The organism is Pseudomonas sp. W2Jun17 (genome assembly GCF_023127795.1).
Lineage (GTDB): Bacteria > Pseudomonadota > Gammaproteobacteria > Pseudomonadales > Pseudomonadaceae > Aquipseudomonas > Aquipseudomonas synxantha_A.
Window position 1 is genome coordinate 41,837 of sequence record NZ_SPKO01000034.1, and the last position, 16,054, is coordinate 57,890.

The 16,054-nt window shown below is 59.1% G+C and carries 14 protein-coding genes; 5 read left to right on the top strand and 9 right to left on the bottom strand.

Annotation, left to right across the window (positions count from 1 at the left end; genetic code table 11):
• Positions 1-133: 133 nt before the first annotated feature.
• The gene (gene msrB, locus E4O98_RS22050) at positions 134-532 is read left to right on the top strand and encodes a peptide-methionine (R)-S-oxide reductase MsrB (protein WP_005786454.1); all 399 of its coding nucleotides are present in this window, start codon (positions 134-136) and stop codon (positions 530-532) included.
• 74 nt (positions 533-606) lie between these two features.
• Positions 607-1,092, top strand: a complete 486-nt coding sequence (locus E4O98_RS22055) for a glutathione peroxidase (protein WP_005786456.1) — start codon at positions 607-609, stop codon at positions 1,090-1,092.
• A gap of 22 nt (positions 1,093-1,114) precedes the next feature.
• Here E4O98_RS22055 and E4O98_RS22060 read toward each other — a convergent pair whose 3' ends face one another.
• Complete coding sequence (locus tag E4O98_RS22060; protein WP_032877124.1) at positions 1,115-3,424, bottom strand: response regulator; 2,310 nt, start codon at positions 3,422-3,424, stop codon at positions 1,115-1,117.
• Positions 3,425-3,588: 164 nt separating this feature from the next.
• On the opposite strand from E4O98_RS22060, the gene E4O98_RS22065 reads away from it, so the two are divergent.
• A complete protein-coding gene (locus tag E4O98_RS22065; protein ID WP_032877123.1) occupies positions 3,589-4,479 on the top strand; it encodes an ATP-binding protein in 891 nt (296 codons plus the stop codon).
• Entirely contained in the window at positions 4,476-4,958 is a 483-nt protein-coding gene (locus tag E4O98_RS22070; protein WP_032877122.1) for a GAF domain-containing protein, read from the top strand. The genes E4O98_RS22065 and E4O98_RS22070 overlap by 4 nt, the downstream gene beginning before the upstream one ends.
• Positions 4,959-5,025: 67 nt before the next feature.
• Here E4O98_RS22070 and E4O98_RS22075 read toward each other — a convergent pair whose 3' ends face one another.
• The 7 genes from E4O98_RS22075 to E4O98_RS22105 form a co-directional block, all read right to left on the bottom strand.
• A complete protein-coding gene (locus tag E4O98_RS22075; protein WP_078820706.1) occupies positions 5,026-8,661 on the bottom strand; it encodes a transporter substrate-binding domain-containing protein in 3,636 nt (1,211 codons plus the stop codon).
• A gap of 8 nt (positions 8,662-8,669) precedes the next feature.
• Complete coding sequence (locus E4O98_RS22080; protein WP_005786466.1) at positions 8,670-9,296, bottom strand: response regulator transcription factor; 627 nt, start codon at positions 9,294-9,296, stop codon at positions 8,670-8,672.
• A 269-nt stretch (positions 9,297-9,565) separates the two neighbouring features.
• Positions 9,566-9,946 (bottom strand): response regulator, encoded by a 381-nt coding sequence (locus E4O98_RS22085; protein ID WP_032877121.1) that lies wholly within the window; start codon positions 9,944-9,946, stop codon positions 9,566-9,568.
• A gap of 169 nt (positions 9,947-10,115) precedes the next feature.
• The gene (locus tag E4O98_RS22090) at positions 10,116-11,447 is read right to left on the bottom strand and encodes a deoxyguanosinetriphosphate triphosphohydrolase (RefSeq protein ID WP_005786469.1); all 1,332 of its coding nucleotides are present in this window, start codon (positions 11,445-11,447) and stop codon (positions 10,116-10,118) included.
• Positions 11,448-11,610: 163 nt separating this feature from the next.
• The gene (locus E4O98_RS22095; protein WP_032877120.1) at positions 11,611-11,949 is read right to left on the bottom strand and encodes a hypothetical protein; all 339 of its coding nucleotides are present in this window, start codon (positions 11,947-11,949) and stop codon (positions 11,611-11,613) included.
• Positions 11,946-12,350: a phage holin family protein gene (locus E4O98_RS22100; RefSeq protein WP_005786473.1), complete on the bottom strand. Its 405-nt coding sequence runs from the start codon at positions 12,348-12,350 to the stop codon at positions 11,946-11,948. Before E4O98_RS22100 ends, E4O98_RS22095 begins: the two co-directional genes overlap by 4 nt.
• Positions 12,351-12,352: 2 nt before the next feature.
• Positions 12,353-12,667 carry a YqjD family protein gene (locus tag E4O98_RS22105; RefSeq protein WP_005786475.1) on the bottom strand — a complete coding sequence of 105 codons (315 nt, stop codon included), beginning with the start codon at positions 12,665-12,667 and terminating at the stop codon, positions 12,353-12,355.
• Between the two features lie 345 nt (positions 12,668-13,012).
• On the opposite strand from E4O98_RS22105, the gene E4O98_RS22110 reads away from it, so the two are divergent.
• Entirely contained in the window at positions 13,013-14,221 is a 1,209-nt protein-coding gene (locus tag E4O98_RS22110; RefSeq protein WP_032877119.1) for an ammonium transporter, read from the top strand.
• On the opposite strand, the gene E4O98_RS22115 is transcribed toward E4O98_RS22110, so the two are convergent.
• Positions 14,208-15,944 (bottom strand): monovalent cation:proton antiporter-2 (CPA2) family protein, encoded by a 1,737-nt coding sequence (locus E4O98_RS22115; protein WP_143508419.1) that lies wholly within the window; start codon positions 15,942-15,944, stop codon positions 14,208-14,210. The two genes, E4O98_RS22110 and E4O98_RS22115, sit on opposite strands and share 14 nt — an antisense overlap.
• Positions 15,945-16,054 lie beyond the last annotated feature (110 nt).

Here is a 16,054-nt window from a genome sequence, read left to right on the forward strand (position 1 = left end):
TCGCCCCCATAAATACGTTTGAATGCCGATGGCGCGGGTGCCAGACTGGCGTTTTGAAGAGGCGCAATCATACGTGCCGCCTGATCCATGGAAAAGACACAGATCAGGGTTTTTCAGTTGCCGAGGTGTACCGATGGAAAAGTTGCAGAAAACCGTTGATGAGTGGAAGGCCATGCTCGACCCTGAGCAGTACAACGTGTGCCGCCTCAAGGGCACCGAGCGGCCTTTCAGCGGCAAGTACAACGGCACCAGGACCGACGGCGTGTATCACTGCATCTGCTGTAATGAGCCGCTGTTCGATTCGACCACCAAGTTTGATTCCGGCTGCGGCTGGCCGAGCTTCTACGCGCCGATTGCCGACAGCGCGATGATCGAAATTCGTGACGTCAGCCACGGCATGATTCGTACCGAAGTCACCTGCGCCAAGTGCGACGCACACCTGGGGCATGTGTTCCCGGACGGGCCGCCGCCGACGGGCCTGCGCTACTGCATCAACTCGGTGTGCCTGGACCTGGTGCCGCGCTCGGCTTGAAGCGATAAACAGGCCCGAATGCCAGTCGGTCAAGCGTACGCGTATCACTTCTTCCCCTGAATTGAGGCATTGCCATGAGCGACTCCCTGCTGAGCATCCCTTGCACCACCATCAAGGGTGAGCAAAAGACCCTGGCCGATTTCGCCGGCAAGGCCATTTTGGTGGTCAACACCGCCAGCAAATGTGGCTTCACCCCCCAGTACAAGGGCCTGGAGCAACTTTGGCAGCGCTACAAGGACCAGGGGCTGGTGGTGCTGGGGTTTCCCTGCAACCAGTTCGGCAAGCAGGAACCGGGTAACGAAGGCGCGATAGCCGAGTTCTGCGAGCTGAACTTCGGTGTCAGTTTTCCGCTGTTCAAGAAGGTCGACGTCAATGGCAGCGATGCCCACCCATTGTTCGTACAGTTGAAAAAGCAGGCCCCGGGGCTGCTGGGCTCCAAGAATATCAAGTGGAACTTCACCAAGTTCCTCATCGGCCCCGACGGCAAGCAGGTCAAGCGATTTGCGCCAACGACCAAGCCACAGGACCTGAGCCAGGAGATCGAAGCCTTGCTCAAATGACCACGATAGTGCGGGCGCAGCCTCAGAGGCTTGTCGTCGTCGGTACCCACAACTCCAGCAGCGCATGGAGCTCTTCGCGGCGAAACGGCTTGGCCAGGTAATCGTTCATGCCCGCCGCCCGGCAACGCTCGCGCTCTTCGGACAGGGCATTGGCGGTCAAGGCGACAATGGGCAGGTCTGGCCAGCGCCCGCTACGGCGAATTTGCCGGCTGGCCTCGTAGCCATCCATCACCGGCATGTTGCAGTCCATCAGCACCATATCGAAGCGCTGGTCCTCAAGCAGCTTGAGCGCTTCCCCACCATGGGCAGCCACAATCACCTCACACCCCAGCTTGCTGAGCATCCCCTTGGCCACCAGTTGATTGACCGCGTTGTCCTCCACCAACAAGATGCGCGCGCGGTGAGCCAGCGGCGCGGCTTCCATCTGGATCGGGTCGAGGATCGGTTGCGTGCTGCTGCGCAGGTTGCGTTGCAGGATCTGGTACAGCGCGTTACGGCTCAATGGGCGTGCTTGTTGCTGCAGCGGTGCCAGCGCCGCGACTTCTTCACTGGGCATGAAGTTGCCATAGGCGGTGACCAGCAGAATCGGCGCGCTGATTGCCGGGCGCAAGCGGAACAAGCATTCAGGGCAGTCGGTAATCAACAGGTCAGGGGCCAGTGCGCTCAAATCATCGTCTTGGGAATAGCACCTTGGTGTCAGCCCCCAAGAGGGCAGCAGGGTGGTGAGCAGCTCTGTCAACCCGCCACCGGCATGGGTGATGGCGATTACATCACCTGTGAGCGGTGTATAGCGCGTGGCAGGTAAATGGGTCGGTAGCGGGAGGTCGGCGCAGAACTGGCTGCCAAAGCCCACCTCCGAGCTGATACTCAAGCGGCCTTGCATGGCTTCACACAGATTGTGCGTCAAGGCCAGTCCCAAACCCGTACCGCCAAATTGACGGGTGATGCCCGCACCGGCCTGGGTGAAGGGTTGGAAGATTTTCACCTGGGCTTCCTGGGCGATACCGATGCCGGTATCACAGACTTCAATATTGACCCTGCCTTCCAGGGCACGCAGGCGCACATCGACCCGGCCGAAGCGCGTGAACTTCAAGGCATTGGAAAGCAGATTACTGACGATTTGCCGCACCCGGGTCGGGTCGCCGATGACCTGGGCGGGAAACTGTGGATCAATCAGGCACGTCAGCTCGACACTCGGCGCCGCATTCTGCGACAGCAGGTTGGCAGTGTCTTCCACCAGTGAGCCCAGGTCGAAGGGGATATGTTCCAGTTCCAGTTGGCCGGCATCGAACTTGGACAGATCGAGAATATCGTTGAGCAATTCGACCAGCACTTTGCCCGAGTCATGGGCGATCGACAGTTGCTGGCGCTGCTCGGCATTCAGTGGGCTGTCGAGCGACAGTGCAATCATCCCCAGCAGGCCATTGAGCGGCGTACGGATTTCATGGCTCATATTGGCCAGGAACGCGGCCCGTGCCTGTGCCATCCCCAGCGCGGTCATCCTGGCTGCTTCCAGTTCATCATTGGATTGGCTCAAGCGTTGGTTGCTGGCCTTGAGTTCAAGGGTGCGCGCCGAAACGATATTTTCCAATTGGCCCAGGTATTCGGTGAGGCGGTCCTCGGCGTGACGCCGCTGATGGATCTCGGTTTCCATGTTTTCAAATTGCTGGTTGGCGACGTCGACCAATACGCCGATTTCGTCGTGCTCATGCCCCGGCGGGCAATCCAGGCGTGCCTGTTTGCGGGTACTCAACTCTCGGATAATACGTACCAGCGGTTGCGTGAGCATTACGTAGAATAAGCCCAGCAAGATCCCGGTCAGCAGCAGGCTGCGGGTAAATCCGTTGAGCAGGGTGATCTCGGCGCGATGCAGGAAACGGCTGCCAAAGGCATAGGTATCGACGTCGAGGCGCAATACGCCGAGGGATTCGTTGGGCATATGGTTGAGAAACAGTCGGTCCTCGAACTGACGATTGGCGCCAAACAGAAAATCGCTGACCGGGCGATAGTTGCTTTCTTTGCGCGGGCGGTTGACGTCGGCCAGCACCGCGCCATTGTTGTCGATCAGCTGCGCACGGGTGATGGCAGGGGAGTGCAGCAGGCCCAGGGTCAGCTCCTGGGCGAGTTCGGCATCGATGTTGTAGGCGATACGCGACGCGGGGTTATGGCTGATTTCAATCAGTGAGCGTATTTCACGGTTGATGGATGCGTCTTCACTGGCATAATCAATGCCGATTTGGATCAGACTGAGCAAGGTTCCCAACACGAAACCGACCAGCACAGTCAATCTGGCTTGTTTATAAGACAAGCGGTGGGCGAACTTGATATCCATCGAGTGTTGAACCACTTCACGTTTCCTTTCGCCCGGCAAGCATAGCTGAACATCCCCAAGCTTCTGCTTGCCGGGCACGAATCGTTTTTTGACGCAGCCTCATGCGGTCTGCCGCAGGGTTGCCAATACGCCATCTTTTACAAGAACTTGCCAGAGGAATAATCATGGATTCTCGATTGAATGCCTTCCTTGAGCGGGCCGACGCCGTACTTGCTCGCCTGGAACCCTTATTGCCGGCCCCGCGCCAAGCCATCGACTGGCGCCAATGCCTGGCCGCTCGTTGGCAGCGTGAAGGTCGCAGTGGCTTCCTGTTGCCGCTGGAAGTGAGCCTGGATATGCGCTTGTCGGACCTGATTGGCGTCGACAAGCAACGTGAACAACTGGCGCGTAATACCCAGCAGTTCCTCGATGGCCTGCCCGCCAACCATGCGCTGCTGTGGGGTTCTCGCGGCACCGGCAAGTCTTCCATGGTGCGCGCCTTGCTGGCTCAGCACGCCACGGCGGGTCTGCGCTTGATCGAAATCGAACGCGACCACCTGGCCGACCTGCCGCGCGTGGTCGAACAGTTGATAAAACTGCCGCAGCGCTTCATTTTGTTTTGCGATGACCTCTCGTTCGAAGCCGGCGAAGGCGATTATCGCGTGCTCAAAAGCGTGCTGGACGGCTCCCTGGAGCAGGCGCCGGAAAACGTGCTGCTGTATGCCACGTCCAACCGCCGTCATCTGGTGCCGGAGAACCAGAGCGACAACGACAACTGGAAACGTGTGGATGGCGAGTTGCACCCGAGCGAGGCGGTAGAGGACAAGATTGCCTTGTCGGACCGTTTTGGCTTGTGGCTGTCGTTCTATCCGTTTTCCCAGGAGCATTTCCTGGATGTGGTGGAACACTGGATTGGCGAGTTGGCCGGCAAGGCCGGCTTGCAGTGGCAGCGCGATGAGCAGCTTGATGTACTCGCGGTGCGCTGGGCCACAGGGCGCGGTAACCGCAATGGCCGTTGTGCCTATCAGTTTGCCCGTTACTGGGTAGGTCTTAAATTGCTGGAACGTCAACCATGATCGATTTGCAACAGGCCGGCAGCGGTCTTGATGGCTACGCCATGCTGTGTGCACAACTGGAGTCATTGCTGGCGGATGAGCGTGACTTTATTGCCAACAGTGCACAGTTTTCTGCATTTCTGTTCAACCAGCTCGATGACCTGAACTGGGCAGGCTTTTACCTTAATCGCAATGAAGAACTGGTGCTTGGGCCGTTCCAGGGTCAGATAGCCTGCGTACGTATCCCGTTCGGCCGTGGCGTATGTGGCGCTGCTGCGGCTTCACGACAAACCCAGCGAGTAGAGGATGTGCATGCGTTCCCAGGCCATATCGCCTGTGACAGCGCCTCGAACAGTGAGTTGGTGGTGCCATTGGTCAAAGACGGTCAGCTGATTGGCGTGCTTGACCTCGACAGTCCCTCGCTGGCCCGTTTTACACCTCAGGACCAGGCAGGGATTGAACGGCTGGCGGCGATTTTCCTGCGGCTGACCGACTGCTGAACCTGGGAGCCACGGCAGAGGAGTGCAGGAGCGAGTGACTCGCTCCTGCCGTTGCGGGCCCGGGCGTTTATTGGCCTTGCAGCTCGGCCAGTTGAATCTGCAGCATCCTCTCCAGTTCCAGCATGAGATGCTCCAGCGCCTTGATGCCGGTTTCAATGGTTGCCCACTCTTCATTGCGAGCGCAGGTTTGCTCCAGCGCTTCGCATTGCCCAGCCAATGAATGGGCCTGAACGATACGGGCAGCGCCCTTGATTTTGTGGGCTTGTTCAATGATCTCGGGGGGGTGGGCCTGCCGGTTCAACAGCGTGACAAGCGCCTGACGGTCGTCACGGCTGCTGCTCAGCAGCTCCTCCAGCAGGCGTCGACTCAATTGCGGGTCGCCGCCGGTCAACGCTTGCAGGCACTCGAGGTTCAGGCGCTGGTTCGCAGGTTTGGGAGCGATTTGCGCCAGTTGCCGTTCCAGTACGGTCAGGCTGATGGGCTTGAACAGGCAGTCATCCATGCCGGCCTGCACGCAACGTTGTCTTTCCTCTGGCTGGGCGTTGGCAGTAAAGCCCAGCACCACACAAGGTACCAATTGCTCGCGTTGCTCATATTCACGGATTGAACGGCTCAGCTCATAGCCATTCATGATGGGCATGTTGCAATCGGCGATCACCAGGTCGAAATGCTCCTTGCGCCAGGCCTGGAACCCTGCAGCACCGTGCTCGGCGGCAGTGAATTGATGACCCAGGTAGCCCAGTTGCTGGCACATCAGCAGGCGGTTCGCCGGGTGGTCGTCTACCACCAGTACATTCAGCACCCGAGTGGCGGCCGGTGCTTCAGGCTGTTGCTCACCCACCACCGTGATCGTTTGCAGGCGGGGTACGCTCAGGTTGACGTGCACCTGGGTACCTACCATGGGCACGCTGCTCAGGCTCAACTGGCCGCCCATCATGGCGCACAGGCTGCGGCAGATCACCAGCCCCAGCCCCGCGCCGCTCCTGGCCAGTTGACCGGAATTGTCCGCTTGGGCAAAGGGTTCGAACAGACGCAGTTGATCCTCCCTGCTGATGCCGATGCCGGTGTCTTCCACCACCAGCTTCAGCTCGATCTGCTCCGGTGCCTGGGTCGGCTGTACTTCCACTTTGATCTTCACCTGGCCTTGCTCGGTGAACTTGATCGCGTTGCTCACCAGGTTCGACAGTACTTGCTTGAAGCGCAGAGGGTCTATCAGCACTTCGATATCGTTCAGGTCGGGCTTGAATTCCAGCAGCAGGCTGAGGGTTTTCTGGCGTGCCAGACCGTCGAAGACACGCACCACCGACTCAATCACCTCGCGCAGATTGACGCGCTCCGGCGCCAGGCTGAGACGGCCGGACTCGATACGCGCGATGTCCAGGATGTCACCGATCAACTCCAGCAGATCCTTGGCCGAGTTGTACGCCACTTCGATGGCCGGGCGGTCGAGATGCCCTTGATCGGCGCGCTTGAGCGTCAGTTCGAGCATTCCGATCACGGCGTTCATGGGCGTACGGATCTCGTGGCTCATGGTGGCAAGGAACGTGCTCTTGGCGCGATTGGCCTCATCGGCCCGCTCTTTGGCGGCGCGTAGCTCATCAAACAACTCGCGTCGGTCGCTGATGTCGATCCAGCCGCCGATGATGCCCTGGACTTCGCCTGTGGAGTCGCGGTACGGCAGGATCCAGTGATAGATCGTCAGTTTGCGCTCGTGGATATGCAATGTGCGATCCAGGATCAGCGGAATGCCCTCGGCCACTACGCGCAGATAGTCGGCATGGTATTGCGCCGCCTCCGACTCCAGGGCCATGCTCATCTGGGTGACGCTTTTGCCGATCACGTCTTCGCGTTTGACGTCGAATACCTGCAGGTAGCTGTCGTTGCAGGTTTGCAGCAGGCCGTTGCGGTCACGCACGTAGATCGGATGGGGGGTTTCATTGACCAGCGCACGCATGAATTCGAATTGGTCGTTCAGGGCCCGTTCGGCCATTTTGCGGTGTTTTATCTGGCGCCGCATGTAGGCGTTCCAGGTCAGGGAAATCAGTAGCAACAGCCCGGTACCGATGATGATTCGAGATATCAATTGATGGTAGTTGCGCCAGTAGCTGTCGGACGCGGCGGTGTAACCCCGCCAACGACTGTTGATCACGCCCATTTCATCCGGGGCGATGCTGAGCAGCGCCTTGTCGAGGATCGAGCTCAGTTCCGTGGCGTGGCGCGATGTCGCCAGGGTATAAGTTGCCGGCGTAGTGCCAATGCTGGCGCTGATCTGCAGCTTGTCCTGAAAAGCCTTGGAAGACAGCAGGTAGTTGGCGATCACCAGTGTGCTCACTGCGCCATCCACTTGGCCCTGTGCGAGTAACTCCGATGCCCTGAAAGTATCACTGGTTTCGACCAGGTGAACCTGGGGGAAATCGTTGGTCAAGGTCTCGATCAAGGGGTTGCCCTGGGTTATCGCCAGGCGCTTTCCTGCCATTTGTGCGATGTTCGCGGGTGGCCCTGGCTCCTTGCGTGTCAACAATACGTAGGAGTTTTCCAGGTAGGGTCGGCTGAAATTGAGCTGCGAGTCCCTTGTGTTGCTCGGCACAATGGCCCCGATCATATCGACCTTCTGGCTGGTGACCTGATCGATCATCGCGTTGACATCACGCCCGCGTACAATCGAAAAGCGTAGGCCGGTGCGCAGGCGAATCAGCTCCAGGAGATCGGCGGTAATGCCGCGAAAGTTGCCGTCCGCATCGAAGAACGTGAGAGGCGCGAAGGTTTCATTGACGATCACCTTGACCACCGGATGCTCTTTAAGCCAGCGCTCTTCGCGTTGGGTCAGTTGCAATTTCTTGTCGGTGAGCAGGATATCGCTGCCGGCGCTCCAGCGTTTGGCGATGCTGTCTCGTTCGGTGATGGGGACCGCAGCCAGGACCGCGTCGACAATGCTCAGCAGCACGCGGTTATCTTCACGCATGGCGAAGCTGAAACCATAAGCCTCATGCTTGCCGAAATTGGCCATGCGGATGTTTTTGAGATAACCCTTGTTGATCATGTAGTGGGTGGAAATGGTGTCACCCAGAAACACATCCGCCTGGTCGAAGGCCACCGCATTCAAGGCGTTCTGATAAGACGGATAGGCGCGGATGATGGCCTTGGGGTACAGCTTTTCTACCTCATTGAGCGGCAGGTAATGGTAGACAAGGCTCAAGCGCAGCCCGTCCAGGCCCTCGTTGAGGCTACGGGTTTCTCCCTCGCGGGTGACCAGTACCGGTTGGTCCACGGCGTAGGGTTCAGAGAGGATAAGGTTCGGTGTCGCAGCCTCAAAACCGTTGGATGAGCCCAACAAGTCGATTTCCCCGGTTTCCAAGGCTCGAATGGCTGCATCCCGGGACGGGTAGCGCATTACGTTGACCGGCAAGGAGAGTGCTTTGGCCAACAACCCCGCGTAATCGGCGGTCAGCCCTTCATAATCATAGCCGCTGGACGTCAGGTCGAATGGCGGGTAATCGGGCGCGGAGGTGCCCAGCACCAGTTCGCGTTTGTTCTGTAGCCACTGGTGCTGAGCCTTGTCAAAATGAGTGCCGAGTTGAACGGCTCCCGCACGACTCAATAAGGTGAAGCGTTCCGGGTTTGTTTGGTGCTCTGCGAGCACGGCAGTGCTGAAGTACAGACCGGCACTCAATATAATCAGATAGTCCTTTATACGCCTGGGCATCCGCTTTCTCACACTAGCGCGTTTCGTTTTGCCATCTCGATGAGTTCTACCAAGGATTTGGCTTTGAGTTTTTGCATTAACCTCTTTTTATAAGTACTGACAGTCTTGTTGCTCAAAAACATGCCTTTGGCTATTTCCTTGTTAGTGCGGCCTTGTGCAAAAAGTTGCAAGACCATCAGCTCCCGGTCATTGACTGTCTTGAACAGTTCCAGTTCTTGTACATCCAGGCCTTCCGTTCCGGGGCCGTTCAACGCCTGGCTGGGGAAGTAGTTGTAACCGGACAGGACCGCACGGATGGCGCTCAGCAACTCGCTCAAGTCCCCTTCCTTGCACACATAGCCCTCGGCACCCGAGCGCATGCATCGCGTGGCAAACAGCGTAGGGCATTGCGCCGTGAGCACGAGGGTTTTCATCGAGGTGTTCATGGCGTTGAATCGGCAGAGCACCTCAAGGCCGTCGAGTTTCGGGATGCTGATGTCGAGAATCACCAGGTCTGGAAGGCATTCGCGGACCATCTGTATCGCATCGCACCCATTGTCTGTTTCGCCGACGACCTTGTAACCCTCATGCTCCAGTAACATTCGAATGGCAAGCCGGATTACCGGGTGGTCATCGATAATAAAAACTGAGTTCATAATCACATTCCATGCTGGTGCAAATAAAGCGGGCACATTAGCTCAGAAGATGAGGGCTCAGCATGAAGCTCACAGGGAGTAAATGCAAAACAGGAAAGTTCCTACGTTTAATAAGGCAAAAGCCTACAAGTTGTTAGGGGGACGTTACAGGGTATATCAACAATTTGAAGGTGGTTGCGCCAATAAACGGGGCCTTGGATTTTACGACGGACCTTATAGTGTTTTTCGTTGAAAATGGTGTTTAAGTTCCTACATGAGAGAGTTAAAAATTAACCTATTAGCCTTTCCAGCTCATCTTTGTTCAAGGGCTTGGACAAATAGCCAAGCAGTGGAAGACGTCGTTGCAAGGCTTGCCTGCTCAGGTTGATCAATTCCTGTGTGGGTAAGCCGCTTAACAGAATGGCGCCAGTGATGAAGCGCTGGCGGTTGGCGATTTCGATCAGTTCAAGCCCCGGCAGGTCAGGCAGGCATTGGTCACACAGCATCAGGTCGAAGGGGTGTTCGGACCGACTCATCGTGTGTATGGCCTGCTCGGCATTTTCCACAGGTGTCAGTTGCTCGAAGCCGAAGCTTTTGAGCAGGCACTGGGTGGCCAGAAGTTGAAAAGGGTGATCCTCCACCAAAAGAATACGAAGAGAGTGTCTGGGCATAAAAGTGCACACAGTGATGCAAGCGTCGATGGGGGCGGTAGGAATTGCGCGGCTGGCCCGTTAGGAGCGTGCGTGATTATTCTTCGGGTGCCTGTACGAATTCGATCAGGCCGCTCTGTTCCCATCGTAGGGCGATTCGTTTCAGGGAACGGGCGGCTTGATCGGATCGTTATTGAGGGCTGGAGCGCCCGGTCATCTCCCGTGCCATTTCAGTGGCGTAGCTGTCGGTCATACCGGCGATGAAGTCGATCATCCGCAGGAATGAGGCGTGCAGCGGCCAGGCCGGATCCGGCGCGCTATTGCCGAGCAAGTCCAGAATGCGCCGATTCTTGAATGACGGCGTGCGCCCGCCATGTTGTTCAAGGGCCGCGCCGCAGAAGGCGTTCAGCAGGATTTCCAGGGTGGTGTAGGCGCCGATTTCGTGCAGTGTCTTGCGCTTGTCCTGGAAGATCTTCTTGCGCGCCATGTCCTTGGCATCCAGCACACAGCGCTTCGCCGGCCCGTGCATATGCTCGACCAGATCGCCCGGCAGCGTGCCGGCGAGCAGGGCGTCCTGCTGTTCGACAAAGGCCTGCGCCGCTGCATTGGTCAGGTGCTCAATCGCTTTGCCGCGCAAGATCGCCAGCTTGCGGCGCCGAGAGTCAAGCGGGCCCAATTGGCGGTACGTCTGCGGCAAGTCATCGCCCACCAGATCAAGCAACAGCGACTCGACTTCGGCGTACTGCAGCAGCTCCATTTCCAGGCCGTCTTCCAGGTCGATCAGCGCATAGCAGATGTCGTCGGCCGCTTCCATCAGGTATACGAGCGGGTGACGGGCCCAGCGTTGCTCTTCAAGCTGGGGCAGGCCGAGCTTATGGGCGATTTGCTCCAGAATCGGCAGCTCGCTCTGGTAACAGCCGAACTTGTGCTTCTTGTAGCCCAGCGAGTCGGCGTGGCGGGCGGTCCAGGGGTACTTGAGGTACGTCCCCAAGGTGGCGTAGGTCAGCCGCGTGCCGCCGTCGAACTGATGGTATTCAAGTTGGGTCAGTACCCGAAAGCCCTGGGCATTGCCTTCGAAGTTGAGAAAGTCATTGCGTTCGGCGCTGCTCATGTCGTCCAACCAGCCGCGCCCGGCGGCCTGTTGGAACCAGTGGCGAATGGCATCCTCGCCGGAGTGCCCGAACGGCGGGTTACCGATATCGTGGGCAAGGCAAGCCGATTGCACCACCATGCCCAGGTCGCTCGGGTCGCACCAGTCGGGCAGGGCGCCGCGCAACGTTTCACCCACGCGCATACCCAGGGATCGGCCGACGCAACTGACTTCCAGCGAATGGGTCAGGCGCGTGTGGATATGGTCGTTGCTCGATACCGGATGCACCTGGGTCTTGCGGCCCAGGCGCCGGAACGCGCCGGAGAAAATAATGCGGTCGTGGTCTTTGTGAAAGGGGCTGCGGCCCAGTTCTTCAGGGCTGTGCAGAGGTTTTCCCAGGCGTTCGCGGTTCAGCAGGGTGGGCCAATCCAAGGCAACTACTCTCCGTTCGGTGAATGACATCCGCCAGCTTCCCGTTTCCGGCGTGGCGGAGCAAGCAAAAATCTACAGGTCGGCGGTGCGGGCGAAAAAAGGCCCGGCACCCGTTGACGAGGGCCGGGCCACTGGTATCGGCACGCTAAACGCCGGCAAAGGTTTAACTTTTGCGCGAGCCTTGCATGGCCAATTTGATCAATGGGATCAACCCTGCACCCAGCCGCACCAGACGTGTCACGCTGCTGATACTGCCGCCCTTGGCGCCCTTGCCGGTGAAAAAGCCCATCAGCGTCACCGCCGCCACGCCCCACAGTGGCGCGTGCTTGATGCCCAGGCTGTCCTGCCAGTTGTGGCGCATGTTGCGCATTTTCTGCAGAGGGGCCATCAGTTGCTGGGACTCATGACGGATTTCCTGGCGGTGCATTTCCATGCGCAGGCGGATCAGCGTCTTGCGCATTTCCCGGCGGGAGGTATTTTTCGGGATCTCGGTCATGCTCATGGCAGCAGGCGCTCCCGGTCGTTGGCCAGCTCTTCGAGCGTGGCGTGGAAGGGCGTGGATTCATCGAACACCGCCGCTTTCAGGCGCACACCGCAGAAGGCCGCGGCCAGGCTATAGAACACGCAAAGGCAGATGATCCCCGTCAGGCGGTAGCCGGTATCCCACACCAGGATCATCACCAGCGTCGACAACCCTACCAGCAACAGCAGGGCGAACACCAACGCCAGACCGGCAAACAACAACAGGCTGACAGTGCGGGCCTTTTGCTCCTGCAATTCGATGCCAAACAACTCGACATGGCTGTGCAGCAAGCCCAGCACAGCGGCGCCCAGGCGTCGGGAGGTGGAACCGCTTGCCGAAGAATGTGCGCTCGTTGATGAGCTGGATTCGCCGATAGACATGATTAGCGCCTTGTAGCCAGCAGACCGATCAAAAAGCCCACGCCGGCAGCGATGCCGACTGACTGCCATGGGTTGGCTTGCACGTAGTCTTCGGTGGCGGTGATGGCCGCCTGACCGCGCTCGCGCAGGGAGTCTTCGGTCAGTTGCAAGGTCTCGCGGGCCTTGAGCAGGCTCTCGTGGATCTTGGTGCGCAGTTCGTCGGCCTGATCGCCGGCCAGCACTGCGGTGTCGTCCAGCAACCTTTCGGTATCACTGACCAGGGTTTGAAAATCCGCCATCAGTATCTCTTGAGCAGTCTTTGCTGTTTTACCGGCCATGGTTGTCTCCGTGTGTGGCTGATCTGTACGTGTGGTTTCGAGTCGCGGCGTTCGCTGAAGGTTCACTGCAATTGTGTGGTACAGCTTTTGCTTTGCATTGGTGCGCAGGCTCAGAGGCCCGCGCCGAATATGGGCGGTCGGGGCGCACGCCTTGAAAAACCTTACCCTAAATAACTAAAACCCGCGGAAAAACCCTGTCGGCAACGGTCCGTTGTGTTGATCGCTGCGCTAAAGCGGTTCGTGCCCTCCCAAGAGGGACGAAGCCGGTGGTACCCATTTAGTGCGCCAACCCTCAGCTTGAACCGATTTGGTGCTTTTTGCCTTGATGCAGGCCTGCCAACCTCCATGGAAAATCTGCAAAGTGCGGTGGATACACTCGTCCACAGTTCCAACACCCTGTTTATCCTGATTGGCGCGGTCATGGTCCTGGCCATGCACGCCGGCTTTGCCTTCCTTGAAGTCGGCACGGTGCGCCAGAAGAATCAGGTCAACGCCCTGTCGAAAATCCTCAGCGATTTCGCCATCTCCACCCTGGCCTATTTCTTTATAGGCTATTGGATCTCATACGGTGTGAGCTTCATGCAACCGGCAGCCGTCATCAGCGCCGATCATGGCTATGGCCTGGTGAAGTTTTTCTTCCTGCTGACCTTCGCCGCGGCGATCCCTGCGATCATTTCCGGTGGCATAGCCGAACGTGCGAAGTTTGCGCCGCAGTTGTGCGCCACTGCACTGATCGTGGCGTTTATCTACCCGTTCTTCGAGGGCATGGTGTGGAACGGCAATTTCGGTCTGCAAGCCTGGCTGCTTGCAAGCTTTGGCGCCAGTTTTCACGATTTTGCCGGTTCCGTGGTGGTGCACGCCATGGGCGGCTGGCTGGCGCTGGCGGCGGTGTTGCTGCTGGGGCCGCGCAATGGACGTTATCGCGAAGGGCGCCTGGTGGCGTTTGCACCGTCGAGCATCCCGTTCCTGGCGCTGGGGTCGTGGATCCTGATCGTGGGATGGTTCGGCTTTAACGTGATGAGTGCGCAGACCCTCAACGGGGTCAGCGGCCTGGTGGCCGTCAATTCGTTGATGGCCATGGTTGGCGGTACCGTGGCCGCGCTGGTGATCGGCCGTAACGACCCAGGATTCCTGCACAACGGCCCCTTGGCCGGGCTGGTGGCGATCTGCGCAGGTTCCGACCTGATGCATCCGGTGGGCGCGCTGGTCACCGGAGTAGTCGCGGGCGGCTTGTTTGTGTGGTGCTTTATCGCCGCCCAGGCACGCTGGAAGATCGACGATGTGCTGGGCGTATGGCCGTTGCACGGCTTGTGTGGCGTGTGGGGCGGCATCGCCTGCGGCATCTTCGGGCAGGCCACCCTGGGTGGGCTTGGCGGCGTCAGCTTGATCAGCCAGTTGATCGGCACCGGCCTGGGCGTGTCGGTGGCGTTTGGTGGCGGCTTGCTGGTGTACGGCGTGATCAAGCGCGTGCAAGGGCTGCGCTTGAGTCAGGAAGAGGAGTATTACGGCGCGGACCTGTCGATCCACAAGATCGGTGCGGTCAGTCAGGATTGATCGGCGCTTGTTCATCAGTGTGTGGCGGCGGATAAAACCCGTGCAGCAAGCGATAGTGGTTCTGCCGCACTTCATCCACCCGAGCCTGTACCTGTTGGTCCGGCAGGCCCAGCAGGATCAGGGCGTGGGACGCGAGCATCAGGCTTGACTCAAGCAACTCGGGCACCACTTCGCTGGCCCCCGCGGCCTTGAGTTCAGCCAACTGGCTGTCATCACGGGTGCGCACCAGGATCGGCACCTGTGGGTTGATCCGTCGCGCTTCCTTGAGCACCACCAGGGCGACATCGCTGTTGTCGACGGCGATCACCACCAACCGCGCGCGCTCCAGGCCCACGGCACTGAGCAAGGCACCCCGGCGGCAGTCGCCATAATGCACGCTGCTTTCCTCGGTAGCGGCCTCCTGCACCCGTTCGGGGTCGTCATCCAGGGCGATAAACGCCTGGTGCTCGCGGCGCAAAAACCGCCCGATCGATTGTCCCACCCGACCATAACCGCAAATCACCGCGTGCCCGTGCAACTGAGCGTTGAGCGCGGTGATGTGCTCCAGTTGCACTTGCTGGTTGGGCTTGCGATGCAGGCGCAGGGCAATGGCCGGCGCTGCGCGCAACAGCAGCGGCGTCAACAGCATCGAGCAGAACGTGGCGGCCAGTAGCAGGCCGTTGAACTCATCCGGAATCAACCGGCTCTGCTGCATCTGCGCCATCAGCGCGAAACAGAACTCGCCACCCTGGGCCAGGGCCAGGCCGCTGCGCCAGGCGGTTTCAGTGTCGCTGCCACGCAGCTTGACCAGTACGGCCACCACAGAGCCTTTGACCAACATCAGCGTAAGGGTCAGGCCGAGGATCAACAGGCTGTGGCTGACGAATAACTGCAGGTCGATCAACATGCCGATGCTGACGAAAAACAGCCCCAGCAGAATGTCGCGAAACGGCCGGATATCCGCTTCTATCTGGTGACGATAATGACTCTCGCCCAGCAACATACCGGCCAGAAACGCACCAAGGGCAGGGGACAGGCCGAGCAGGTGGGTGAGCCAGGCGGTGAGCAAGACAATTACCAGCGCCAGCAGCACGAACAACTCTGCGGAATGGGACGCGGCGACCTCATGGAACAACCGCGGCAGCAACCAGCGGCTGGCGAATAACAGGCCGACGAACAACACCACGGTTTTGCCCAGGGTCAGCGGCAATGCCCAGTACCAGGCTTGGTCACTGCTGCCGGCAAACACCGGCACCAGTGTCAGCAGCAATACCGCCACCACATCCTGGAACAGCAGCACGCCTATCGCATTCTGGCCGTGGCTGCTGAAGATCTCCCCAAGACTGGTCAGTTCCTTGCTGACGATGGCCGTGGACGACAACGCCAACCCTGCACCCAGTAACAGCGCGATGCCCGGCGCCAGGCCCAAGCCCATCAGCGCAGCGCCGAGCAGGGCGCCGCATCCCAACACCTGCAAACTGCCCAGGCCGAACACCACGCGGCGCAGGGCGAACATTTTCGACAGGGAAAACTCCAGGCCCAGGGAGAACAGCAGAAACACCACGCCCATCTCGGCCAAGTCCGGCAGGTCCTCGTTGTCGTTCACCCAGTCCAAAGCAGTCGGCCCCACCGCCAGGCCCACGCACAGGTAGCCCAGCACGGGCGGCAGTTGCAGCCGGCGAAACAGCGCAATCACCACCAGGGATGAGGCCAGGATGATCAGCAGGTTGGCAAACACAGGCATCTCCATTGCAGGTGGACGGGCAAAAAGCCGCGAGAATCGCTGAATCAGTTATAGGCCATGGTGACCTGGATCAGGTGTTTTGTCGGCAATGGGATTTCACGGCGCGAGCG